The sequence below is a fragment of the Pseudomonas sp. HMWF021 genome, assembly GCF_003061005.1.
Lineage (GTDB): Bacteria > Pseudomonadota > Gammaproteobacteria > Pseudomonadales > Pseudomonadaceae > Aquipseudomonas.
In genome coordinates, this window is sequence record NZ_QAIK01000061.1 from 98,827 (window position 1) to 122,026 (window position 23,200).

Consider the following 23,200-nt stretch of genomic DNA (forward strand, 5'->3'; position numbering starts at 1 on the left):
AGCCGGGATCCGTGTAGGAGCTGCCGCAGGCTGCGATCTTTTGATCTTGTTTTCTCAGGTTCAAGATCAAAAGATCGCAGCCTGCGGCAGCTCCTACAGGGGATCGAAGGTGAATTCCAGGATCTGGTTGAAAATTGATCAGCGCATTGCAGGCCATAGCCGGTGTGGCCTGTAGTCCCTTTCGCTCAGGTTATCCACAGGCCGTTCCACAGCCATTGTGGGTAACGCAGCACAGCTTAGTGACAACCGTGTGACGTCCAGACCCGTTGCGCGCTGTGATGCAGGATGCCGTGGCGGCGGGCGAGGGCGTGGCGATCCTTGCTGTAGCCGCCACCGATCACGCCGACCACCGGGATGTCGCGGCCCAGGCAATGGCGCATCACGCTTTCATCGCGGGCGGCGACGCCTTCGTCGGTCAGTTGCAGATAACCGAGGGCGTCGTCCTTGTGCACATCGACCCCGGCGTCGTACAGCACCAGGTCCGGCTGATACAGCGGCAGCAGGTAGTTGAGCGTGTCATCCACCACCTTCAGATAGTCGGCATCACCCATGCCGTTGGGCAGCGGAATGTCCCAGTCGCTTTCGGCCTTGCGTGCAGGAAAATTCTTCTCGCAGTGCAGGGAAACGGTAATGGCCTCCGGCGTGTCGTGGAGGATTCGCGCGGTGCCGTCGCCCTGATGCACGTCGCAATCGAAGATCAGCACGCGGTTCACCCGACCGCTTTGCAACAGGTAATGACTGATGATCGCCAGGTCGTTGAAGATGCAGAACCCGGCCGGGTAGTCGTAGTGGGCGTGATGGGTGCCGCCGGCCAGGTGACAGGCCAGGCCATGCTCCAGGGCTTTTTCCGCCGCCAGGATCGAGCCGCCAACTGCGCGCACCGTGCGCCGCGCCAGTGATTCGTTCCACGGCAGGCCAAGGCGCCGCTGGTCTTCGCGAGACAACTCGCCGCTCATGTAGCGTTCGATATAGCGACGGTCATGGGCGAGGGCGAGGATGTCGTTGGGGCAGATTTCGGGACGCAGCAGGTCGGCGTCGCGGGTCAGGCCACTGTCGATCAGGTGGTCGCGCAGCAAACGGAACTTGTCCATCGGAAAGCGGTGATCCGCCGGAAACTCGGGGCTGTAGTCTTCGTGGTAGATCAGCGGCAGTGGCATGGCAACTTCATGTAGGAACGATGGAAAGAGTGAACGATCCTACCAGCGATGTAGACTTGCGGCATGGAAACGGAGGGGCATGATGGAGCCGATACTGGAACTGGAAAGTGCGCGATTACTGATGCGCCAATGGCAGGACGAAGATTTGTCGGCATTTGCGGCGATGTGTGCCGATCCGCAGGTCATGCGTTACTTTCCACAGCCCTTGAGCCGCCTGGAAAGTGCGTCGCTCATTGGTCGGGTGCGCGGACATTTTGCCGAACACGGTTTCGGATTATGGGCGCTGGAGCGCAAGGACAGCGGTGAGTTCATCGGTTTTACCGGCCTGGGTGTGGTCGGCTTCGATGCGCCCTTCACGCCGGCGGTGGAAATCGGCTGGCGTCTGGCCCGCGAGCATTGGGGGCTGGGCTACGCCAGTGAGGCGGCCTGGACGGCATTGCGCGCAGGCTTCGATCGGCTGGGGCTGAAGGAAATCGTATCCTTCACCGCGCAGAGCAATCTGCCCTCGGAGAAAGTCATGCAGGCGATTGGCATGCAGCACGATCCGGCCGATGATTTCGATCACCCCAAAGTTGCCGTCGATCACCCGTTGCGCCGGCATTTGTTGTACCGGATTACCAGGGAGCAATGGCTGCAAACCCTGCATGGCTAAGCCGACACGGACGTTTACAATGGCGCGACAATGGCTCGCGCCAGAACCTGAATGGGCCGCCGCAGCCAAGACTGCGCGGCATAGCGTTGTGTGAGGAGAGTCTGAATGAGCCAAGTGTTGGAAGATCTGGTCGACCTGCTGACCCTGGAGCCGATCGAGGAAAACCTGTTCCGTGGCCGCAGCCAGGACCTGGGTTTCCGTCAGTTGTTCGGTGGCCAGGTACTCGGTCAGTCGCTGTCGGCGGCCAGTCAGACGGTTGAAGAAGCGCGCCACGTGCATTCGATGCACGGCTATTTCCTGCGCCCGGGCGACGCCAAGTTGCCGGTGGTGTATTCGGTGGATCGCGTGCGCGATGGCGGCAGCTTCAGCACTCGCCGGGTCACGGCCATCCAGAAGGGCCACCCGATCTTCACCTGCAGCGCTTCGTTTCAGTACGACGAGGCAGGCTTCGAGCATCAGAGCCAGATGCCGGTGGTGGTCGGCCCGGAAAACCTGCCGTCAGAGCTGGAACTGACCCAGCAGCGCGCGCACCTGATCCCCGAGCACATGCGCGAAAAACTGCTGTGCCCGAAACCCATCGAAGTGCGCCCGGTCACCGAAAAGGATCCGTACAACCCGCAACCGGCCGACCCGGTGAAGTACGTGTGGTTCCGCGCCGACGGTGCGTTGGCCGACATTCCGGCACTGCACAAATACCTGCTGGCCTACGCATCGGACTTCGGCCTGCTGACCACCTCGATGCTGCCCCACGGCAAGTCGGTCTGGCAGAAGGACATGCAGGTCGCCAGCCTCGATCACGCGCTGTGGTTCCACAACGATCTGCGCGCCGATGACTGGCTGCTCTACGCGATGGACAGCCCGTGGGCCGGCAATTCCCGGGGTTTCTCCCGTGGCAGCGTGTACAACCGCGCCGGGCAACTGGTGGCGTCGGTGACCCAGGAAGGCCTGATTCGGCACCGTAAGGACTGGGCATGAGCCTGAGCGATGTGAAGCACTGGGTGTTCGACATGGACGGTACCCTGACGGTTGCCGTGCATGATTTTGCGGCGATCCGTGTGGCGCTGGCGATTCCGCCCGAGGACGACATTCTTACGCATCTCGCGGCGCTCCCTGCCGATGAAGCGGCGGCGAAACATGCCTGGCTGCTGGAGCATGAGCGCGATCTGGCGCTGGGTTCAAAACCGGCGACGGGCGCGGTGGAGCTGGTGCGCGATCTGCACGGGCGCGGCTATCGCCTTGGCATACTCACCCGCAATGCTCGGGAGCTGGCGCACGTGACGCTCGAAGCGATTGGTCTGGCCGACTGCTTCGCCGTGGAAGATGTGCTGGGCCGCGATGAGGCACCGCCCAAACCGCATCCAGGCGGGTTGCTGAAACTGGCCGAGGCGTGGAACGTGCCGGCAAGCGAGATGGTGATGGTCGGGGATTACCGCTTCGACCTGGATTGCGGGCGAGCGGCGGGGGCGCGGACGGTTCTGGTGAATCTGCCGGACAACCCGTGGCCGGAGCTGACCGATTGGCATGCGCAGGATTGTGTCGAGTTGCGGCGGATGCTTCTGGCCTGAGTTCTCTAGCGCCTGAAACGGCCCCATCGCGGGCAAGCCCGCTCCCACAGGGTTATTCGCGTTCGCAGGTATTGTGCACGACGCGGTCACTGTGGGAGCGGGCTTGCCCGCGATGAGGCCTGAGCGGCCACTGCAAAATCATTAATCAAACAGCGCTTTCTGCCCCTCTGGCGACGTCAACATCCCATCGCCGTTATGCCCGACTCCGGGTACCTCGACCAATCGCTGATTGACCCCTTCCGGATGGCGGCGCAGCAGATAACCGAAAAACAGTTTGCCCCGTTCCAGCCGATACGCGCCTTGCGCCTCGGCCTCACACCCCTTGTCCAGCGCCGGATGCTGCGGGTCGATGTCCTGCTGGCCGAGCAGATAAATCACCTCGCGCTTGATGTAACTGCTCTCCAGCTGCAACGGCGTTTGCCCACCGGCGTACACCGGCATATCGGTCAGACCGTATTTCCAGCGATTGAAACCCGGGCACTGCGCGTGATCGAACGCCACCGGACGCTGCTCGTTGAAATAGGCGTACGACGAAGGATTGGCCACCACATACCGCAGGCGAATGCCGTTGGCTTTCAGCGCTGGTTGATCCTTGGCGAGCAGGGCATAACGCTGCACCACCTGGCCGCCGCCGGAATGGCCGAAGATCACGATCTGTTTCACATCCGGAAACTGCTTGCGATCGCTGACCCGGCCGACGATTTCATCCAGTGCCGCGTAGGAACTCAGCGGATTCGGCCCTGTGGATAAGCCGCCGCCCATCCACTCGTTGCCTTTCCAGCGCAGCAACGTGTCGGGCAAGGAATACAGGGCGACGTCACTTTCGTTGAGAAACTGCGGCGCGATCACCAGCGTGTGCGCGGTTTGCCCGGCCAGTTCGGCGGCGCTCTCGGCGCTTTTGCGGTAAGTTTCGGCGTTGCGCAGACGACCGTGAATGACGATCAGCACCCGCTCGATTTTTTCCGGGGCGGGGCTGATGCCCACGGCCATTTCGCCGGCCTTCAACTGCAGGCGCCCGGAGCTGATGGCATCGACGCCCGCCGCGTGCGCACTGCCGCCGATGATCAGTAAAGCCAAAAGCCATTTGCGCATTTACAGGTTTTTCGCCGCGAAGGTATCGCACTGGCCGACCTGGCCCTGGGCGAAACCGGTTTTGAACCAGCGCACCCTTTGCGCCGACGTGCCATGGGTAAACGAGTCCGGCACCACACGGCCCTGACCCTGTTGTTGCAGGCGATCATCACCGATGGCGTTGGCCGCGTTCAAGGCCTCTTCGACGTCACCCGGCTCCAGCCAGTTCAGACGCTTCTGCGCATGGTAGGCCCAGACGCCGGCCAGGCAGTCGGCCTGCAACTCCTGGCGCACCAGCAAACCGCCATCGCCCTGCATTTGTCGACCCTGCTGACGGGCCGCCTGAATTTTCGCCGAGACGCCGAGCAGCGTCTGCACATGGTGGCCGACCTCGTGCGCGATCACGTAGGCCTGGGCAAAATCACCGGCGGCCTTGAAGCGCTGGGCCATTTCCTGGAAGAAGGCCATGTCCAGATAGACTTTCTGATCCGCCGGGCAATAGAACGGACCGGTGGCGGAGGTCGCCAGACCGCAGGCCGAATTCACCCGGTTGCTGAACAGCACCAGGGTCGGGTCCTTATATTGGCGCCCGGCCTGCTGGAAGATGGCGCCCCAGGTGTCTTCGGTATCGCCGAGGATCGAACGCACGAACTCGGCCTGCTGATCGTTGGCCGGTGGCGCCTGACGCGACTGCGTACTGGCCGGCGCCGATTGCTCGGTCATCTGCCCGGTGAGCTGACCGAGGATCTGCAACGGATCTTGCCCGGTGATCCAGCCGATGCCGACGATCAACAGAATCGCGCCCAGGCTCAGACCCTTGCCGCCACCGAAACGCATACCGCCACCGCCGGTATCATCGCCACGGGCATCGACCACGTTGTCACTGCGTCGGCCTTTTTTCCATAGCATGTGCGAATCCTCTATCTGTGCGGGGTGAAGGTTGCGTGGTGATGAGTGTTGCCGGTGCACGCAAGCGGCGCCAGTCCGGTCGTCAGACCATCGTGCGCGACGACGGTTCTGCACAGTCAGCTTCGCGCGTTGCGAAGGTTACAGCTTCGTGGCGTTGAAAGTATCGCAGGCTTCGATGCGTCCGCTGTCGAATCCGGAGCTGAACCAGTCACTGCGTTGCGTCGAGGTGCCATGACTGAAGCTTTCCGGCCGCACTGTCTGGTTACGTGCGCGTTGCAGAGCGTCGTCGCCGAAGGTGGTCGCGGCATTCAGGGCCGCCTCGATGTCGCCCGGCTCCAGCCAGGCCAGACGTTGCTGCGCATGGTGAGCCCAGACCCCGGCCAGGCAATCAGCCTGCAACTCGGCACGCACCTCAAGGCCGGCATCGCCGGCGACGGGCCGACGTGCCGCCAGCGCCTCTTCGAACGGACCGGAAAGGCCCAGTTCCAGCTGCACGTGGTGACCCACCTCATGGGCAATGATGAAGGCCTGGGCGAATTCGCCGACGACGGCAAACTGCCCGGCCATCCGGGCGAAGAATTGCGGGTCGAGATAAATCCGGGTGTTTTGCGGACAGAAGAACGGACCGCTGGCCCCTGCCGCATAACCGCAACCGGACACCACGTCGTCACTGAAAACCGTCAGCGTCGGGGCTGGGTAGTGGCGTCCGGTCTGGGCAAACAACTGCTTCCAGGTGTCTTCGGTGTCGCCGAGGATCGATTCGATGAAATGCAGTTGCGTGTCTTCGGGTGATAAGGCTTGTGATTGTGTGTGCTGCGTGGGGGCGGCGGGGACTTCAGGACCGCTGCTGAATGTCGAATAGAGTGCAGCGCCAGCCAGTACACTGGCGGCCAGGCCGGTGCCTATGATTTTCCCTGTGGGGCGACGGGCGTCCTTGCCCTGTCGAGTATCGTCGACGTTGTCGCTGCGTCGTGCCTTGTTCCATAACATCCTGGTGTTCTCTGATTGGTTGATTGGCGTGATTGCCATGCCTATGAATAACGGCAGCAGTCGGCGCTTGCAGGACAAATCTGTAAGCGTGCGTAAGGCGTTATCAGCCGAAAAGATGAAAGTGGCTTTTTTCGGTATTAACTTGTCGAAAATTCCGACGTCACAATGGGCATCGGTTTGACCGGCGCATTGTGCGGTAGAGGCCATGCAGTCAGTGGCTGAAGCGTTTATTGACGATGCCGTGCGCTATTCGCCCACTATTTCGATTGTTGTCTGTGAGAGTCCGACGCCTGGCTCTAGATTGTTGCGCAGTGTTTACAAGGAGAGCTCATGACCGTCAGCACACCGTTATCCGGCGTCAACCAACCCTTCAAAGGGATCTTGCTGATAGTCCTGGCCACCTTTCTGTTTTCCAGTCATGACGCGTTGTCGAAATACCTTTCGGGTTTCTATCCGATCGTGATGGTGGTCTGGGCGCGTTATCTGGTGCACACCTTGTTGATGGCGGGGATCTTCCTGCCGCAGTCGGGGCTGCGGGTGCTACGCACCAAGAGGCCGCTATGGCAGTTGGCGCGGGCGTTGTGTCTGTTGGGCACCAGTCTGTTTTTTACCACCGCGCTGCTGTACATCCCGCTGGCCGAGGCCACGGCGGTCAACTTTCTTGCGCCAGTGCTGGTCACCGCGCTTTCGGTGCCGTTGCTCAAGGAGCGGGTGACGCGAGGGCAGTGGATCGCGGTGATCTGCGGGTTCATCGGCGTGCTGATCATCGTCCACCCGGGTGGCGAGCTGTTCACCCCGGCGGTACTGCTGCCGTTCTGTTCGGCGCTGTTCTTCTGCTTCTATCAACTGCTGACGCGCAAGCTCAGCGAGGTCGACAGCCCGACCACCAGCAACTTCTTCGCAGGGTTGTGCAACACACTGGTGATGAGCGCGCTGGTGCCGTTCTTCTGGCAGGTGCCGACGCTTGGGCATGGTCTGTTGATGCTGGCGCTGGGCAGTTGCGGGATGACCGCGCACCTGTTTCTGACCCAGGCGTTTCGCCACGCGGCACCGGCCCTGCTGGCGCCGTTTGGTTATTGCCAGATCGTGTTCGCGGGGTTGTTGGGGTGGGTGGTGTTCAGTCACACGCCGAGTCTGTTGACGGTGATCGGGATTGTGGTGATCTGCTGCAGTGGCCTGGCGGCGGCGTGGCAGCAAAGCCGGCGCTGAAGTGAACTCCGCTTTTTGCCGAACACAAAACCCTGTAGGAGCTGCGGCACGCTGCGATCTTTTGATCTTTAAAAACAGGATCAAAAGATCGCAGCGTGCCGCAGCTCCTACAAGGGACGGAGGGTGCAGGCAGGTTATTCGGTAACGGTTGGAATCTTGCGCGGTGCCAGGAAGTACATCGAGGTCAGCGCGAGGAAGTACATCGCCGGAATCAGGGTGAACAGCACGGTGTAGTTGTTGTGGGTGACGGTGAGGATGTGGCCGACGATCTGGGTCATGAACATCCCGCCGATCGCCGCACACATGCCGCCGAAACCGAACACCGTGCTCATCATGTGCTTGGGCGTGTAGTCCATCACCAGACTCCAGATATTCGCGGTCCAGGCCTGATGCGCGCCGATGGCCAGGGAAATGGCCGCCACTGCGACCCACAGATTGCTCGAGCCCGCCGCCATGACCACACCGACGATGCAGCAGGCAAACAGCAGCATCGACAGCAGCCGCGCCTTGATCGGGTTCATGCCGCGCCCGATCAGGAACGAGGACAGAATGCCGCCGCCGACACTGCCGAAGTCGGCGGTCACATAGATGATGATCAGCGGGATGCCCATCTGGGTCACGTTGATGCCCAGGTTGTATTGCTGATTGAGAAACGGTGGCAGCCAGTACAGATAGAACCAGAACACCGGCGCGGTCAGCGAATAGGCGAGGGCGAACGCCCAGGTGCCACGCATGCGCAGGATGCGTGAGAACGGTACGCGGGCCTGTTCCGGCTCGATTTCTTTCTGGATGTATTCCAGCTCCGACTGTTTGACGCTCGGATGGTCTTCCGGGTTGAAGTATTTCAAGCCCCAGAGCAGCAGCCAGATCCCGCCCAGTGCCGACATGCACAGGAACGCCGCCTGCCAGCCCCACACGTGCAGGATCAGCGGCAGCAGCATCGGTGTGAACATCGCGCCAACATTGGTGCCGGCGTTGAAGATACCGGTGGCGACCGCGCGTTCACCGGCTGGGAACCACAAGCGTGTGGTTTTCACACAGGCCGGGTAGTTGGCCGCTTCGGTCAGGCCGAGGATGAACCGGCAGACCATGAAACCGACCGCCGACGTCGCCAGGCCGTGGGCGCCGGTGGCCAGGCTCCAGAGCAGCACCGCGCAGAAGAACACGCGCTTGACCCCGATGCGGTCGATCAGGCGTCCCTGCAGGACGAAACCGATGGCGTAGCCGACCTGGAACCAGAAGTTGATGTTGGCGTAATCCATCGCCGTCCAGCTCATTTCCTTGGCGAGGATTGGCTGCATGACGCCGAGGGCGGCGCGGTCGATATAGTTCAGGGTGGTGGCGAAAAACACCAGCGCCAGCATGCCCCAACGGGTCTTGCCGACGGCCATGGCGCCGCGGATCTTGTCGCCGATGCCACCCGTGGCAGTGCTCATGGCCGGGGCCATGCGGGAAGTCTGTGAAGGAATCATTGTTCCACCCGTTTTTGAATTTGTTATGTGGTGTTGTTTGCAAGGCACTGCGACCGAAGGTTCATTTCCGGACTCAATGTGGAGTCGATGGTGGGCAGTGGACGAAAAATCGTCAATTCGCCGAAACGCCATAGTGTTCGATAATCGCACGCAAAACTAACCGGGTAGTACACTTTAAATTGCTGTGCGCAGTCATGCAGCCAATAATTTCCCCACGATAAAAAACATCCTGTGTAGGAGCTGCCGAAGGCTGCGATCTTTTGAATTTGCTTTTCAGGACCAGGATCAAAAGATCGCAGCCTTCGGCAGCTCCTACCTTAAAGATAAGCGCGGCGAAGTCCGGGAGTAGAAACATGCAGCGTTCCATTGCCACCGTTTCCCTGAGCGGCACCCTGCCGGAAAAACTCGAAGCCATCGCCGCCGCCGGGTTCGACGGCGTCGAGATCTTTGAAAACGATCTGCTGTATTACGACGGCAGCCCCCGGGAAGTCAGGCAGATGTGCGCTGATCTGGGGATCGCGATCACGCTGTTCCAGCCGTTCCGCGATTTCGAGGGCTGCCGCCGTGATCGTCTGGCACGCAATCTGGAGCGGGCCGAGCGCAAATTCGACCTGATGCAGGAACTGGGCACCGATCTGATTCTGGTGTGCAGCAACGCCTCGGCGGACAGCGTCGGCGACCGGCAGGTTCTGGTCGATGATCTGCGCCTGCTGGCCGAACGTGCCGGCGCCCGCGGGTTGCGCATCGGCTATGAAGCGCTGGCCTGGGGCCGACACGTCAATACTTATCAACAGGTCTGGGACATCGTGCGTCAGGCCGATCATCCGGCGCTCGGCGTGCTGCTCGACAGCTTTCACACCCTGTCGCTCAAAGGCGATCCAAGCGCGATCGCCGACATTCCCGGCGACAAGATCTTTTTCGTGCAAATGGCCGACGCGCCGATCCTCGCCATGGATGTGCTGGAGTGGAGCCGGCATTTCCGCTGCTTCCCGGGGCAGGGCGAGTTCGATCTGCCGGGGTTCCTCGCGCCGATCATCCAGAGCGGCTACACCGGGCCACTGTCGCTGGAAATTTTCAACGATGGCTTCCGCGCCGCGCCGCCACGGGCGAATGCCGCCGATGGGTTGCGTTCGCTGCTGTATCTGGAGGAGAAAACCCGCCAGCGTCTGGAGCAGCAGGTAACGCCGGTAAGTAACCGCGAAATCCTTTTCGAAACGCCAAAGGCCAGCGAGTACAACGGCATCGAGTTTCTCGAGTTCGCGGTGGACGAAGCACTCGGCGCCAAACTGACGAACTGGCTGGAACGCCTGGGTTTCGTCAAGGCCGGGCAACACCGCTCCAAGGGTGTAAGCCTGTTGCGTCAGGGCGATATCAACCTGATTCTCAACGCCGAACCGTATTCGTTCGGCCACAGTTTCTTCGAGGCCCATGGCCCGTCGCTGTGCGCCACTGCCGTGCGGGTCAAGGACAGCGCCAGCGCGCTGGCCCGCGCCGTTGCCTACAAGGGCCAGCCCTATCGCGGGCTGGTCGGCCCTAATGAACTGGAACTGGCCGCCGTACGCGCGCCGGACGGCAGCCTGATTTATCTGGTAGATGAAGCGGCGGACGTTTATGGCACTGACTTCCATCTGCTGCCCGATGCTGTCGCCCGTGGCGGCCTCAAGCGCATCGACCACATGGCTATGGCGTTGCCGGCGGACAGCCTCGACAGTTGGGTGCTGTTCTACAAGAGCCTGCTGGATTTCGAGGCCGACGATGAAGTGGTGCTGCCCGACCCTTACGGCCTAGTGAAGAGCCGCGCGTTGCGCAGCCGCGACAGTTCGATTCGCTTGCCGCTGAACATCTCGGAGAACCGCAACACCGCGATCTCCCACGCGCTGTCGAGTTATCGCGGCTCGGGTGTGCATCACATCGCCTTCGATTGTGATGACATCTTCGCCGAAGTCAGTCGCGCCAAAGAGGCTGGCGTGCCGTTGCTGGATATCCCGCTCAACTATTACGACGACCTCGCGGCACGCTTCGACTTCGATGATGAGTTTCTCAGCGAGCTGGCGTATTACAACGTGCTCTACGACCGTGATGCCCAGGGCGGCGAGCTGTTCCATGTGTACACCGAGCCGTTCGAGGGGCGGTTCTTCTTCGAGATCATCCAGCGCAAGAACGGTTACGCCGGTTACGGGGCGGCGAACGTGGCGGTGCGCCTGGCGGCAATGGCCAAATCACGCAGCGGCGCCGTGCGCCAGGCCAAGTTGTAGGAATTTCGTAAACGCGGGATTAAACACAGGCTGCACAGCTTCCTTAGCGCAGTTGTGCGGCCCATAATCGCCAGCCTGTGCAGTGATGGCCGTGAGCCCGCAATGACAATGACATCAGAACTCCCCGCAGCCCCCGTCGAATCTGGCACCGAGCCGCGCAAGAGTCGCAAGAACAACCCGGAAAAGACCCGCGAGAACATCCTGCAGGAGGCGATCGTCGAGTTCGTCCAGCAAGGGTTGTCCGGCGCGCGCGTCGACGCGATCGCCGAGCGCATTCACACCTCCAAACGCATGATCTATTACTACTTCGGCAGCAAGGAGCAGTTGTACGTCGAGGTGCTGGAGAAACTCTACGGCGACATCCGCAGCACCGAAAACCGCTTGCACCTGGCCGAGTTGCCGCCGGTGGTGGCGATCCGTCGACTGGTGGAGTTCACTTTCGATCACCACGACCGCAACGTCGATTTCGTGCGGATCGTGTGCATCGAAAATATCCACAACGCCGAGTTCGTGAAGCGTTCGGATGCGATCAAGGCAATGAACAACACGATCCTCGATTCGCTGGGCGAGATTTTGCGCCGTGGCGCGCAAGAGGGTGTATTCCGCGCAGGCCTTGATGCGCTGGACGTGCACTTGCTGATCAGTTCGTTCTGCTTCTACCGCGTCTCGAACCGCCACACGTTCGGTGAGATCTTTCAGATCGACCTGCCGGACGAAGCCATCAAGCAGCGTCATCGCGAGATGATCTGCGAGTCGGTGTTGCGCTACTTGCAGCCGTGACAAGCAAAAGATCGCAGCCTTCGGCAGCTCCTACACAAGGCCATGTAGGCGCTGCCGAAGGCTGCGATCTTTTGATCTTCAAATATTCATGCTTTGAAAATGCGCAAGCATCCGCTGCGCATCCGGCACCACGCCACTGAACAGCTCAAACGCCTTCACCGCCTGAAACACCGCCATGTTGCCGCCGTCCAGCGTGCGGCAACCGAGGGCGCGGGCGTTGCGCAGCAGTTCGGTTTCCAGCGGGAAGTAAACGATCTCCGCGACCCACAATTCCTTGCGCAACAACTCCACCGGCACGGGCATGCCCGGCAGTTTTGCCATGCCCATCGGCGTGGTGTTCACCAGACCGTCGGCCTGATTCAGCGTACCCGGCAGATCACGCCCGGCAGCGGCGCGACCGACTCCGAAATGCTGGTTGAGGTTGTGCGCCAGACTCTCGGCCCGCTCGCGGTCGACATCGAAAATGCTCAGTTGCCGAACGCCTTCACTCAGCAGCGCATGGGCCACCGCAGCACCCGCACCGCCGGCGCCCATCTGAACGACACGCTCTCGGGCGGCATCCTTCAAGCCACGGCGAAACCCCTCGGCAAAACCCAGGCAATCGGTGTTGTGGCCGATGCGTTTGCCATCCTTGAGCACCACGGTGTTGACCGCACCAATGCCCCGGGCTTCCGGCGACAGCTCATCGAGCAGCGGGATGATCGCCTGTTTGCACGGGAAGGTGATGTTCAGGCCGGTGTAGTTCATGCGCTCGGCGGCCAGCAGCAAGTCGGGCAGGGCGCTGCTGTCCATGTGCAGCTGGTCAAGGTCGATCAGGCGATACAGATAGCGCAGGCCTTGCGCATCGCCTTCGTGCTCATGCAGCGCAGGCGTGCGCGAGGCTTGAATGCCGGCGCCGATCAGTCCGGCGAGGATCACGTTGTACCGGCTCATGCTGCCTGCCCCCTCAAACGCTGGCTGAAATGTTCCAGGGCCAGACGATAGCCATGGCTGCCGAAGCCGCACATCACCGCGGTGGCAATGGCCGAGACGAACGAATGATGGCGGAACGGCTCACGCGCATGGACGTTGGACAGATGCACTTCGATCACCGGCAATTCACTGGCGACCAGCGCGTCGCGGATCGCCACCGAGGTGTGTGTCCAGGCCGCGGGATTGATCACGATTCCGGCGCAGCGTCCGCGTGCAGCGTGAATCCAGTCGAGCAGCTCGCCTTCGTGATTGGTCTGGCGAAACTCCACCGCCAGGCCGAACTCTTCGGCGGCGCGCCCGCACAGGGCAGAGATGTCAGCCAGGGTTTCGTGACCGTAGGTCGCCGGTTCACGGGTGCCGAGCAGGTTCAGGTTCGGGCCGTTGAGCACCAGAACGATAGGGGGCATGGGGGGCAAACTCCACTTATTGTTGTTGGCTTGGGCCGAGGGTTTCAGCCTGTGGAGGTAAAATGTACCAGATGGTTACCATGGTCAATTGAACAGCGTTGCGTCTGGCGCTTAGTGTTCGGTGATCGCACAGATCAAAAGATCGTCCGAACGCGGCCCGAACCTGCGGCAGCTCCTACAGGGGAATGTATTTCAGGGTAGGAGCTGCCGCAGGCTGCGATCTTTTCTGGCGCCCAAAAAAAAGCCGTCAATCACGACGGCTTTCTTGCATCTGGCATTGGCAATCAACGGCGGGTCAGCAACACCCCGGACTCCATGTGATGCGTCCACGGGAACTGGTCGAACATCGCGCAGCGGGTGATGCGGTGCGTGTCGTGCAACTGGGCGATGTTGGCCGCCAGGGTTTCCGGATTGCAGGAGATGTACAGGATGTTGTCGAAACGCCGGGTCAGCTCGCAGGTATCCGGATCCATGCCGGCGCGTGGCGGGTCGACGAACACGCTGCCGAATTCGTAGCTCTTCAGGTCGATGCCTTGCAGGCGACGGAACGGACGCACTTCGTTCAGCGCTTCGGTCAGCTCTTCGGCGGACAGACGCACCAGCGTGACGTTATCCACAGCGTTTTCACTGAGGTTGCTCAGTGCGGCGTTGACCGAGGTCTTGCTGATCTCGGTCGCCAGCACTTTGCGCACGCGGGTGGCGAGCGGCAGGGTGAAGTTGCCGTTGCCGCAGTACAGCTCCAGCAGATCGTCGCTGCGATCGCCCAGCGCTTCGTATGCCCAGTTGAGCATCTTCTGGTTCACCGTGCCGTTGGGCTGGGTGAACGCGCCTTCCGGCTGGCGATAGCTGAAGGTGCGACCGCTGACTTCGAGTTTCTCCACCACGTAATCGTGGCCGATCACTTCGCGCTTGCCCTTGGAACGCCCGATAACGCTGACGTTGAGATCAGCCGCCAGCTTCGACGCGGCGGCGTGCCAGTGCTCGTCCAGCGGACGGTGATAGCACAGGGTGATCATCGCATCGCCGGCCAGGGTGGTCAGAAACTCCACCTGAAACAGCTTGTGGCTCAACGCCGAGCTGGCCTGCCACGCTGCCTTGAGCTGCGGCATCAATTGGTTGATACGCAGGCTGGCAATCGGGAATTCTTCGATCAGGATCGGCGTGCGTTTGTCGTCCTGGGAGAACATCGCGTAGTGCCGCTCGCCGGCCTCGCGCCACAGGCGAAATTCCGCGCGCAAGCGGAAGTTCTGCAGCGGCGAGTCGAACACCGTCGGCTCTGGCGCATCGAACGGGGCCAGCAGGTCACGCAAGCGCGTGACCTTGTCTTCGAGCTGAGTGGCGTAGGCCTGGGAATCGAAAGTCATGCGTTGAACCAACCCAACTTGATCACGAACAGAATCGACAGAATCACCAGCGCCGGGTTCAGCTCACGGGCGCGGCCCGACAGCAGCTTGATCACGGTCCAGGAAATGAAGCCGAACGCGATGCCGTTGGCGATCGAGTAAGTGAACGGCATCGCCAGCGCAGTCACCACCACCGGTGCGGCGACGGTAATGTCTTCCCAGTCTATTTCCGCCAGGCCCGACGTCATCAGCACGGCGACGAACAGCAGCGCCGGTGCGGTGGCGAAGGCTGGAACGCTGGCCGCCAGTGGCGAGAAGAACAGCGCCAGCAGGAACAGGATTGCCACGACGATGGCCGTCAGTCCGGTACGGCCGCCAGCACTCACGCCGGCAGCGGATTCGATGTAGCTGGTGGTGGTCGAAGTGCCCAGCAGCGAGCCGGCCATCGCCGCGGTGCTGTCGGCGATCAGTGCGCGACCCATTTTCGGCATGTGGCCGTCCTTGCCCATCAGGCCGGCGCGCTTGGCGACGCCGATCAGGGTGCCGGAGTTGTCGAACAGGTCGACGAACAGGAAGGCGAAGATCACGCTGACCAGACCGATGTCCAGTGCGCCCTTGATGTCCAGTTGCATGAAGGTCGGGGCCAGCGAAGGTGGCATCGAGGTCACGCCGCCAAACGGGGTGAAGCCCATGGCGATGGACACGATGGTCACCGCCAGAATGCCGATCAGCACCGCGCCGCGCACTTTCAGCGCTTCGAGGGCAACGATCAGGGCGAAGCCGAGGGTGGCGAGGATCGGCGCCGGGGCTTTCAGGTCACCGAGGCCGACCATGGTCGCCGGGTTGCTGACCACGATGCCGGCGTTGTGCAGGGCGATCAGCGCCAGGAACAGGCCGATACCGGCAGCAATTGCCGAGCGCAGTGGCAGCGGGATGCTGTTGATGATCCATTCGCGGATGCGAAAGATCGACAGCAGGAAGAAGCACACCGCCGAGATGAACACCGCGCCCAGCGCCACTTGCCAGGTATGGCCCATGTGCAGGACCACGGTGTAGGTAAAGAAGGCGTTCAGGCCCATGCCCGGTGCGAGGGCGATCGGGTAGTTGGCGATCAGGCCCATGATGGTCGAGCCGATGGCGGCTGCCAGACAGGTGGCGACGAACACCGCGCCCTTGTCCATGCCGGTCTCGCCGAGAATGCTCGGGTTGACGAACAGAATGTAGGCCATGGCCAGGAAGGTCGTGACGCCCGCAAGAATCTCGGTACGCACGTTGGTGTTGTGTGCCTTGAGTTGAAACAGCCTTTCCAGCATGTCTGCTCCCCGTGGCGCGCGTGGCGCCGTGAATGTATCGACCTCAACAGCAAAGCACAGACCGTCGCAAGCGCCTGGAAAATTGTGGTGGGCCGGAAAAAGCCGCGCATCATACCAGCCGCGTGAGGAATATGGCGGATGTTGGTGCCGAACGTCGTCGAAGTTTTGCCGCAGGGTTATCTGCGCCATACTGCGCGCTGAATTTTTCGGGGAATTGCGACCACATGGGCAAGTGCTGGATGAAGGCTTTCGGGGTAGTGGCAGGGCTGATGGCCGGTTCGACGGCGGCGCTTGCAGCCTCGGCGCCACCGTTGACGCAAGTGAAAGTGATCAAGGTCCAGTCGCCGGCCTGTGGCCTGGAAGACATTGGCGATGGCCAGTCGCAGACCCAATGCAATCACGCCGGGCCGGGCATCAAGGTGTATGTGCTGGAAGTCGGTTACGGCCAGAACCAGCCACACGCCACGCTGGACGGCTTTGAAGTCAACGGCACCCGCGCCCCGGTGTGTGCTTTCGATAACGGTAATCTGACCGAGTGCACGCCCGGCAGCAAAACTGTAGGCTCGCTGTATACCTTCGATCTGGCGGGCAAACAGGAAGGCACTTTCACTTTCAGCAACACCTCGATCAACGCACCGCGCAACACACTGTCGACCCAGCTTTACATCAAGTAACGGCTGTCACCGAACAGGGCAGGGCAAAGCTGACTACGCTTGGAAGATCACCCAGCGGATGGCGGCCATGACCTTTAGAGCCCTGATTACCCTCGCCGAGGGCATCGATGATCTGCAAAGCGTGACCCTGATCGACGTGCTGCGCCGCGCCGGCGTCGAAGTCGTGGCGGCCAGCATCGAAGGCCGGCGCATGCTGACCTGCGCGCGCGGCACACGCCTGACGGCCGATGGCATGCTGGTCGATGTACTGGCGCAGACCTTCGACCTGATCGTCCTGCCCGGCGGCGCCGTCGGCGCCCAGCATCTGGCGGCGCATCAGCCGCTGCAACAATTGCTCAAGAACCAGGCCAGCGCCGGGCGCCTGTTCGCCGCCATCGCCGAATCCCCGGCCATCGCCCTGCAAGCTTTTGGCGTCCTGCGTCAACGACGCATGACCTGCCTGCCGAGTGCCAGTCATCAATTGTCGGGCTGTACGTTTGTTGACCAACCGGTGGTGGTCGACGGCAACTGCATCACCGCCCAAGGCTCCGGTGGCGCACTGGACTTTGCCCTGATGCTGGTGGAGCAGCTTGGTGGCAAGGCGTTGCGGGCGAAAGTGGCGGGGGAGGTGTTGGTTTGACGAGAGTCAGACCTTCACCTCTTCCACCGGCACATGCATCCGGTCGCGGTTGGCCAGGGTCGGGAACAGTTTGATCCACGTCCCCGTCACCACCAGCGTACCGATGCCACCCATGACCACGGCCGGCACGGTGCCGAACCAGTGTGCGGTGAGGCCGGATTCGAATTCGCCCAACTGGTTGGAGGCGCCGATGAACAGGCCGTTCACCGCGCTGACCCGACCGCGCATTTCGTCGGGGGTCTCCAGTTGCACGAAGGAGGCGCGGATCACCATGCTGATCATGTCCGCCGCGCCGAGCACCACCAGCACTGCCAGCGAGAACCAGAACGAGGTGGACAGGCCGAAGGCGATGGTCGCCACGCCGAACACGCCGACCGCGGTGAACATCACCCGGCCAACGTTGCGCTCGACGGCGAACCGGGCGAGGAACAGTGACATCCCCAGCGCGCCAACCGCCGGCGCCGAGCGCAGCAGGCCCAGGCCCCACGGCCCGGTCAGCAGAATGTCCTTGGCGAACACCGGCAGCAGCGCCGTTGCGCCACCGAGCAGCACGGCGAACAGGTCCAGTGAAATCGCCCCGAGGATGTCCGGGCGGCTGCGAATGAAGCGAATCCCCGCCAGCAACGAATCCAGGGTGGCTTTGCCCTTGTTCAGCGGTGTTTGTCGGGCGGGCAGGTTGAGCATCAACGTGCAGGCGATGACATAGAGCAGCACCGTCGGGCCGTAGACCCAGACACTGCCGAACGCGTAGAGCAAACCACCCAGCGCCGGGGCGACGATGGTGGCTGACTGCTGTGCCGATTGCGCGGCAGCCACGGCCCGGGGGAACAGTGCTGTGGGCACGATGCTCGGCAGCAGCGCCTGGGTGGTCGGCAGTTCGAAGGAGCGTGCGCCGCCGAGCAGAAAGGCGAGGATGAAGATCATTTCCCGGGTGATGTGATCGGTGGCGCTGCCGATGGCCAGCGCCAGCGCGATCAATGCCTGCAACGATTGGCAGATCGCCGCAACCCGGCGCCGGTCATAGCGATCGGCGACGTGCCCGGTGTGCAGCATGAACAGCACCCGTGGCGCGAACTCGACCAGCCCGACCAGCCCCAGGTCGAGCACGTTGCCGGTCAACTGGTACAGATTCCAGCCGATCGCCACGGTGAGCATCTGAAAGCCACTGGCGGTAAAGATCCGGGCGAACCAGAACGCGAGAAACGGACGATGGTGACGTAACAGCAGGGGCTCTTGGCTGGGCATCTGAAGGCAGGTCTGGCTCTGGGGGAACCGCGAGGTTATCACCAGTCTGTAACAGGAAGTTGCTATGACAAAAAATTTAGTTAGCCAGACATCTATCTCGGTTCTGGATGCCGATCCCCCTGTGGCGAGGGGATTCATCCCCGATCGACTGCGCAGCAGTCGTAAACACTGCCGACACAACCAAAAGGCAGTGTGTATCTGAGGGGGGGCTGCTTCGCTGCCCATCGGGGATGAATCCCCTCGCTACAGGTCGTGCCGCTCTGGGGATGTATTTCAGAGCGTTGCCCGGGCAATGAGGCAACTTGTCACGCGGCAAACGACCACGCGGTTGTTCGTCGCAAATGGGACTACTCTTTCAACGTTGCTTGATCCAGATCAAGACCCTCCCAGGCGATGGTCTGGTGGCCCGTCGGCCAGACTCCCTGCGTTGCGATGGCTGTTAAAAAGAACGAATCAGAATTCGCCGCACTCCATATCCGTGGGGGCAGTAGGCGCAGGGGCCACAAGCCCTGTTGCCGGTATTACCTGACAGAGGAAGCCATATGTTCGGTTTAGAGGCACTCGATCTCGCCCGAATTCAGTTCGCGTTCACCATCTCGTTCCACATCCTGTTCCCGGCCATCACCATTGGCCTGGCGAGTTACCTGGCGGTGCTCGAAGGTCTGTGGCTGAAGACCCACAATGACACCTACCGGGACCTCTACCACTTCTGGTCGAAGATCTTTGCCGTCAACTTCGGCATGGGCGTGGTGTCCGGACTGGTCATGGCCTATCAGTTCGGCACCAACTGGAGCCGTTTCTCGGACTTCGCCGGTTCCGTCACCGGGCCGTTGCTGACCTACGAGGTGCTCACGGCATTCTTCCTCGAAGCCGGTTTCCTCGGCGTGATGCTGTTCGGCTGGAACAAGGTCGGGCGCGGCCTGCACTTCTTCTCCACGGTGATGGTGGCCATCGGCACGCTGATCTCGACATTCTGGATTCTCGCCTCCAACAGCTGGATGCAGACCCCGCAAGGCTTTGAGATCGTCAACGGTCAGGTGATCCCGACCGACTGGCTGGCCATCGTCTTCAACCCATCGTTCCCGTATCGCCTGATGCACATGGCGACCGCTGCGTTCGTGGCCACGGCGTTCTTCGTCGGCTCGTCGGCGGCCTGGCACTTGTTGCGCGGCAAGGACAACCCGGCGATCCGCACCATGTTGTCGATGGCGATGTGGATGGCGCTGATCGTCGCACCGATCCAGGCAGTTATCGGCGACTTCCACGGGCTCAATACCCTCGAGCACCAGCCGGCGAAAATCGCTGCGATCGAAGGCCACTGGGAAAACAAAGGCAACGAAGCGACCCCGCTGATCCTGTTCGGCTGGCCGGACATGAAGGAAGAGAAAACCAAGTTCGCCGTGGAAATCCCCTACCTCGGCAGCCTGATCCTGACCCACTCGCTGGACAAGCAAGTGCCGGCACTCAAGGAGTTCCCGCCTGAAGACCGGCCGAATTCGACCATCGTGTTCTGGTCGTTCCGGGTCATGGTCGGCCTCGGCTTCCTGATGATCTTCACCGGTCTGTGGAGCCTGTGGCTGCGCAAGCGCGACTCGCTCTACACCTCGCGCCCGTTCCTCTATCTGGCATTGTGGATGGGGCCGTCCGGCCTGATCGCGATCCTCGCTGGCTGGTTCACCACTGAAATCGGGCGTCAGCCATGGGTGGTCTACGGGCTGATGCGCACGGCGGATGCGTCCTCCAACCACAGCTTCATGCAGATGAGCATCACCCTGATCATGTTTGTCGTGGTGTATTTCGCGCTGTTTGGTGCGGGGCTTGGCTACATGATGCGTCTGGTGCGCAAAGGGCCGAAAACCGACGAAGGCAAGGAAACCAACGACGGTGGTCCGGGCAAGAAACGCACGCCGGCCCGGCCGATGTCCGCAGCCGACGACGATGGCGCCGACGCTGACCATCGCCCCAGCCTGACCAAGGAGATTTGAATCATGGGTATTGATCTTCCGCTGATCTGGGCCGTGATCATCATCTTCGGCATCATGATGTACGTGGTCATGGACGGTTTCGATCTGGGGATCGGGATTCTCTTCCCGTTCATTCCGGGCAAAGTCGACCGTGACGTGATGATGAACACCGTCGCTCCGGTGTGGGACGGCAATGAAACCTGGCTGGTGCTCGGCGGCGCGGCATTGTTCGGCGCGTTCCCGCTGGCCTATTCGGTGGTGTTGTCAGCCCTGTACCTGCCGCTGATTTTCATGCTCATCGGCCTGATTTTCCGTGGTGTGGCGTTCGAGTTCCGCTTCAAGGCCAGGGACGACAAGCGTCACCTGTGGGACAAGGCGTTCATCGGTGGTTCGGTGGCGGCGACGTTCTTCCAGGGCGTGGCACTCGGTGCGTTCATCGACGGCTTGCCGGTGGTCAATCGGCAATATGCCGGCGGTTCACTGGACTGGCTGACGCCGTTCACGCTGTTCTGCGGCGCGGCGCTGGTGGTGGCCTATGCCTTGCTCGGCTGCACCTGGCTGATCATGAAGACCGAAGGCAAGCTGCAGGAGCAGATGCACAACCTCGCACGGCCGCTGGCGTTCGTGCTGCTGGCCGTGATCGGCGTCGTCAGCCTGTGGACGCCGCTGGCTCACCCGGAAATCGCCACACGCTGGTTCAGCATGCCCAACCTGTTCTGGTTCATGCCGGTGCCGATTCTGGTGCTGGTGACGATGTACGGGCTGATCCGCGCTGTGGCGCGCAATGCCAACTACACGCCGTTCCTGCTGACCCTGGTGCTGATTTTCCTCGGCTACAGCGGTCTGGGCATCAGCCTGTGGCCGAACATCGTGCCGCCGTCGATCTCGATCTGGGACGCCGCCGCACCGCCGCAGAGCCAGGGCTTCATGCTGGTCGGAACGCTGTTCATCATCCCGTTCATCCTGGGTTACACCTTCTGGAGCTACTACGTGTTCCGCGGCAAGGTCACCCACGAAGACGGTTACCACTAGAACTGTGTGAAATCTGTGTAGGAGCTGCGGCACGCTGCGATCTTTTGATTTGAAAATCAGGATCAAAGGATCGCAGCCTCGTTTCACTCGACAGCTCCTACAGCGCGCTTTAACGGAGGAACGATGCAATGAACGGCAAACATTCCCTGCACGAGATTGAAGAGGCCGAAAAAAAGCCGCTGTGGCAGCGGCTCGGCTGGTTGGCCCTGATCTGGATCGGTAGCGTCGGCGCGCTGTTCATTGTCGCCAGCCTGATGCGCCTGTTCATGAACGCGGCCGGTTTGACCACACACTGACACATCCCGTCCCGTTGCCCTTGGGCACGGTTTACAACCCTCTGTACCGCAGAGGGTTTTTTTTGCCTGACGGTTTACTTGCGGGCCTTGAGAATTACGAATTTCGGCGTGGCAGCCACTTGCTCGACGCCACGGAACAGCCGCGCCAGTTTGCTGTGATAACCCAGGTGACGGTTGCCGACGATGTACAGCGCGCCGCCCACCACCAGCGCCTCGCGGGCTTGCTGGAACATGCGCCAGGCCAGAAAGTCACCGACAACCTGCTGCTGGTGGAACGGCGGATTGCACAGCACCACGTCCAGCGATTGCGGCTCTTGACCGGCCAAACCATCGCCGGCACGTACGATCACTTCGCGCTCCCCCAGCGCGGCACGCCAGTTCTCGGCAGCCGATTGCACGGCCATGAACGATTCGTCGACCAGCGTGTAATGCGCGTCAGGGTTGTGCAGAGCGCTGGCGATCGCCAATACACCGTTGCCGCAGCCCAGGTCGGCGACCCGTGCTGAACCGAGGTTTTTCGGTAGATGCGGCAGGAACGCGCGAGTGCCGATGTCCAGCCCTTCGCGGCAGAACACGTTGGCGTGGTTGAGCAATTCGATAGCCGGCTCGTCAAGCGAGTAGCGTGAAGGGTAGGGCGAGATGGCCGGAGTTTTCGCTTCAGGGGTCGCAATCAGCAGGCGTGCCTTCTTCACCGCCAGTGACGCCTGCACCGGACCGACGTAACGCTCCAGCAGATCACCGGCCGCCCGTGGCAGATGCTTGACCATCGCTGCCGCCACCACTTGTGCACCCGGTGCCAGTTGGCCTTGCAGGCGAATCAGTTGCTCTTCGAGCAGGGCCAGGGTTTTCGGCACACGGATCAGTACCCGGTCGAAGGGGCCGACCAACGGCTCGCTGGCCGGGGTGCCGCGCACCGCATCGAAGGCCAGGCCGTTGCGCACCAGATTCTTTTCCAGCCCCTGAAACGCCAGAAACGAGTCACCGCTGCTGCTGACCTGAACTTTGCCCGCGAGGCTGGCCGCGAGGGCGCCGAAGCTGTCATTGAGTACCAGCACTCGAGTCCCGGCCGCCGGTTGTTCAGCTGCCAGATGGTTGAGCAGGTATTCGTCGGCTGCATCGAAGGCTTGCAGCGGTTCATTTTGCTGCTCGGGCTGGCGGATCAGGTCGAGTCGGGCGAAGGGGGTTTCGAACAAGGGCATGGCAGGGAAGCTCTGGGTAATCAACGGGTGGCCCACAGCCCGGATGAGCGTACTGCGGAACCGTCCGAGTGCACCA

Annotated in this window: 22 protein-coding genes; 11 read left to right on the plus strand and 11 right to left on the minus strand. The window is 61.6% G+C overall.

What is annotated here, in order from left to right; translation table 11 throughout:
• Positions 1 to 236: 236 nt before the first annotated feature.
• On the minus strand, positions 237 to 1,157 hold the full coding sequence (locus DBR18_RS08545) for a histone deacetylase (protein ID WP_108590021.1): 921 nt from the start codon (positions 1,155 to 1,157) through the stop codon (positions 237 to 239).
• A gap of 82 nt (positions 1,158 to 1,239) precedes the next feature.
• On the opposite strand from DBR18_RS08545, the gene DBR18_RS08550 reads away from it, so the two are divergent.
• The 3 genes from DBR18_RS08550 to DBR18_RS08560 all read left to right on the plus strand — a co-directional run bounded on the left by DBR18_RS08550 (position 1,240) and on the right by DBR18_RS08560 (position 3,374).
• Positions 1,240 to 1,809, plus strand: coding sequence for a GNAT family N-acetyltransferase (locus DBR18_RS08550; RefSeq protein ID WP_108590022.1), 570 nt, complete (start codon positions 1,240 to 1,242; stop codon positions 1,807 to 1,809).
• Between the two features lie 105 nt (positions 1,810 to 1,914).
• Complete coding sequence (gene tesB / locus DBR18_RS08555) at positions 1,915 to 2,784, plus strand: acyl-CoA thioesterase II (protein WP_003228466.1); 870 nt, start codon at positions 1,915 to 1,917, stop codon at positions 2,782 to 2,784.
• The gene (locus tag DBR18_RS08560) at positions 2,781 to 3,374 is read left to right on the plus strand and encodes an HAD family hydrolase (RefSeq protein WP_108590023.1); all 594 of its coding nucleotides are present in this window, start codon (positions 2,781 to 2,783) and stop codon (positions 3,372 to 3,374) included. The genes tesB and DBR18_RS08560 overlap by 4 nt, the downstream gene beginning before the upstream one ends.
• A gap of 141 nt (positions 3,375 to 3,515) precedes the next feature.
• On the opposite strand, the gene DBR18_RS08565 is transcribed toward DBR18_RS08560, so the two are convergent.
• From DBR18_RS08565 to DBR18_RS08575, 3 genes are all read right to left on the minus strand, one after another.
• Positions 3,516 to 4,466 (minus strand): hypothetical protein, encoded by a 951-nt coding sequence (locus DBR18_RS08565; RefSeq protein ID WP_108590024.1) that lies wholly within the window; start codon positions 4,464 to 4,466, stop codon positions 3,516 to 3,518.
• Positions 4,467 to 5,354: a neutral zinc metallopeptidase gene (locus DBR18_RS08570; RefSeq protein ID WP_108590025.1), complete on the minus strand. Its 888-nt coding sequence runs from the start codon at positions 5,352 to 5,354 to the stop codon at positions 4,467 to 4,469.
• A 138-nt stretch (positions 5,355 to 5,492) separates the two neighbouring features.
• Positions 5,493 to 6,344, minus strand: coding sequence for a neutral zinc metallopeptidase (locus DBR18_RS08575; protein ID WP_108590026.1), 852 nt, complete (start codon positions 6,342 to 6,344; stop codon positions 5,493 to 5,495).
• Between the two features lie 330 nt (positions 6,345 to 6,674).
• Here DBR18_RS08575 and DBR18_RS08580 point away from each other — a divergent pair, with 330 nt between their 5' ends.
• Entirely contained in the window at positions 6,675 to 7,553 is an 879-nt protein-coding gene (locus tag DBR18_RS08580; protein WP_108590027.1) for a DMT family transporter, read from the plus strand.
• A gap of 134 nt (positions 7,554 to 7,687) precedes the next feature.
• On the opposite strand, the gene DBR18_RS08585 is transcribed toward DBR18_RS08580, so the two are convergent.
• Positions 7,688 to 9,025, minus strand: a complete 1,338-nt coding sequence (locus tag DBR18_RS08585) for an MFS transporter (protein WP_108590028.1) — start codon at positions 9,023 to 9,025, stop codon at positions 7,688 to 7,690.
• A 353-nt stretch (positions 9,026 to 9,378) separates the two neighbouring features.
• Between DBR18_RS08585 and quiC the strand changes: the two genes are divergently transcribed.
• Positions 9,379 to 11,280, plus strand: coding sequence for a 3-dehydroshikimate dehydratase QuiC (gene quiC / locus DBR18_RS08595; RefSeq protein ID WP_108590029.1), 1,902 nt, complete (start codon positions 9,379 to 9,381; stop codon positions 11,278 to 11,280).
• A gap of 102 nt (positions 11,281 to 11,382) precedes the next feature.
• The gene (locus tag DBR18_RS08600) at positions 11,383 to 12,060 is read left to right on the plus strand and encodes a TetR family transcriptional regulator (RefSeq protein WP_108590030.1); all 678 of its coding nucleotides are present in this window, start codon (positions 11,383 to 11,385) and stop codon (positions 12,058 to 12,060) included.
• 78 nt (positions 12,061 to 12,138) lie between these two features.
• Here DBR18_RS08600 and DBR18_RS08605 read toward each other — a convergent pair whose 3' ends face one another.
• From DBR18_RS08605 to DBR18_RS08620, 4 genes are all read right to left on the minus strand, one after another.
• Entirely contained in the window at positions 12,139 to 12,993 is an 855-nt protein-coding gene (locus DBR18_RS08605) for a shikimate dehydrogenase (protein WP_108590031.1), read from the minus strand.
• Positions 12,990 to 13,439, minus strand: a complete 450-nt coding sequence (gene aroQ, locus DBR18_RS08610) for a type II 3-dehydroquinate dehydratase (protein WP_108590032.1) — start codon at positions 13,437 to 13,439, stop codon at positions 12,990 to 12,992. The genes DBR18_RS08605 and aroQ overlap by 4 nt, the downstream gene beginning before the upstream one ends.
• A gap of 284 nt (positions 13,440 to 13,723) precedes the next feature.
• Positions 13,724 to 14,803 (minus strand): tRNA (uridine(54)-C5)-methyltransferase TrmA, encoded by a 1,080-nt coding sequence (gene trmA, locus DBR18_RS08615; protein ID WP_108590033.1) that lies wholly within the window; start codon positions 14,801 to 14,803, stop codon positions 13,724 to 13,726.
• On the minus strand, positions 14,800 to 16,095 hold the full coding sequence (locus DBR18_RS08620) for an NCS2 family permease (RefSeq protein WP_108590034.1): 1,296 nt from the start codon (positions 16,093 to 16,095) through the stop codon (positions 14,800 to 14,802). The genes trmA and DBR18_RS08620 overlap by 4 nt, the downstream gene beginning before the upstream one ends.
• 224 nt (positions 16,096 to 16,319) lie before the next feature.
• Between DBR18_RS08620 and DBR18_RS08625 the strand changes: the two genes are divergently transcribed.
• Positions 16,320 to 16,769, plus strand: a complete 450-nt coding sequence (locus DBR18_RS08625; protein ID WP_108590035.1) for a DUF4879 domain-containing protein — start codon at positions 16,320 to 16,322, stop codon at positions 16,767 to 16,769.
• 67 nt (positions 16,770 to 16,836) lie between these two features.
• Positions 16,837 to 17,388, plus strand: coding sequence for a DJ-1 family glyoxalase III (locus tag DBR18_RS08630; RefSeq protein ID WP_108590049.1), 552 nt, complete (start codon positions 16,837 to 16,839; stop codon positions 17,386 to 17,388).
• Positions 17,389 to 17,394: 6 nt separating this feature from the next.
• Here the strand turns inward: DBR18_RS08630 and DBR18_RS08635 are convergent, their stop codons facing one another.
• Entirely contained in the window at positions 17,395 to 18,633 is a 1,239-nt protein-coding gene (locus DBR18_RS08635) for an MFS transporter (RefSeq protein WP_108590036.1), read from the minus strand.
• A 542-nt stretch (positions 18,634 to 19,175) separates the two neighbouring features.
• Between DBR18_RS08635 and DBR18_RS08640 the strand changes: the two genes are divergently transcribed.
• The 3 genes from DBR18_RS08640 to DBR18_RS08650 all read left to right on the plus strand — a co-directional run bounded on the left by DBR18_RS08640 (position 19,176) and on the right by DBR18_RS08650 (position 21,925).
• Entirely contained in the window at positions 19,176 to 20,618 is a 1,443-nt protein-coding gene (locus tag DBR18_RS08640) for a cytochrome ubiquinol oxidase subunit I (protein ID WP_108590037.1), read from the plus strand.
• Between the two features lie 3 nt (positions 20,619 to 20,621).
• Positions 20,622 to 21,629: a cytochrome d ubiquinol oxidase subunit II gene (gene cydB, locus DBR18_RS08645; protein ID WP_108590038.1), complete on the plus strand. Its 1,008-nt coding sequence runs from the start codon at positions 20,622 to 20,624 to the stop codon at positions 21,627 to 21,629.
• A gap of 128 nt (positions 21,630 to 21,757) precedes the next feature.
• Positions 21,758 to 21,925 carry a DUF2474 domain-containing protein gene (locus DBR18_RS08650; RefSeq protein ID WP_108590039.1) on the plus strand — a complete coding sequence of 56 codons (168 nt, stop codon included), beginning with the start codon at positions 21,758 to 21,760 and terminating at the stop codon, positions 21,923 to 21,925.
• A 74-nt stretch (positions 21,926 to 21,999) separates the two neighbouring features.
• Here DBR18_RS08650 and DBR18_RS08655 read toward each other — a convergent pair whose 3' ends face one another.
• Positions 22,000 to 23,124, minus strand: coding sequence for a class I SAM-dependent methyltransferase (locus DBR18_RS08655; RefSeq protein ID WP_108590040.1), 1,125 nt, complete (start codon positions 23,122 to 23,124; stop codon positions 22,000 to 22,002).
• Between the last annotated feature and the right edge of the window lie 76 nt (positions 23,125 to 23,200).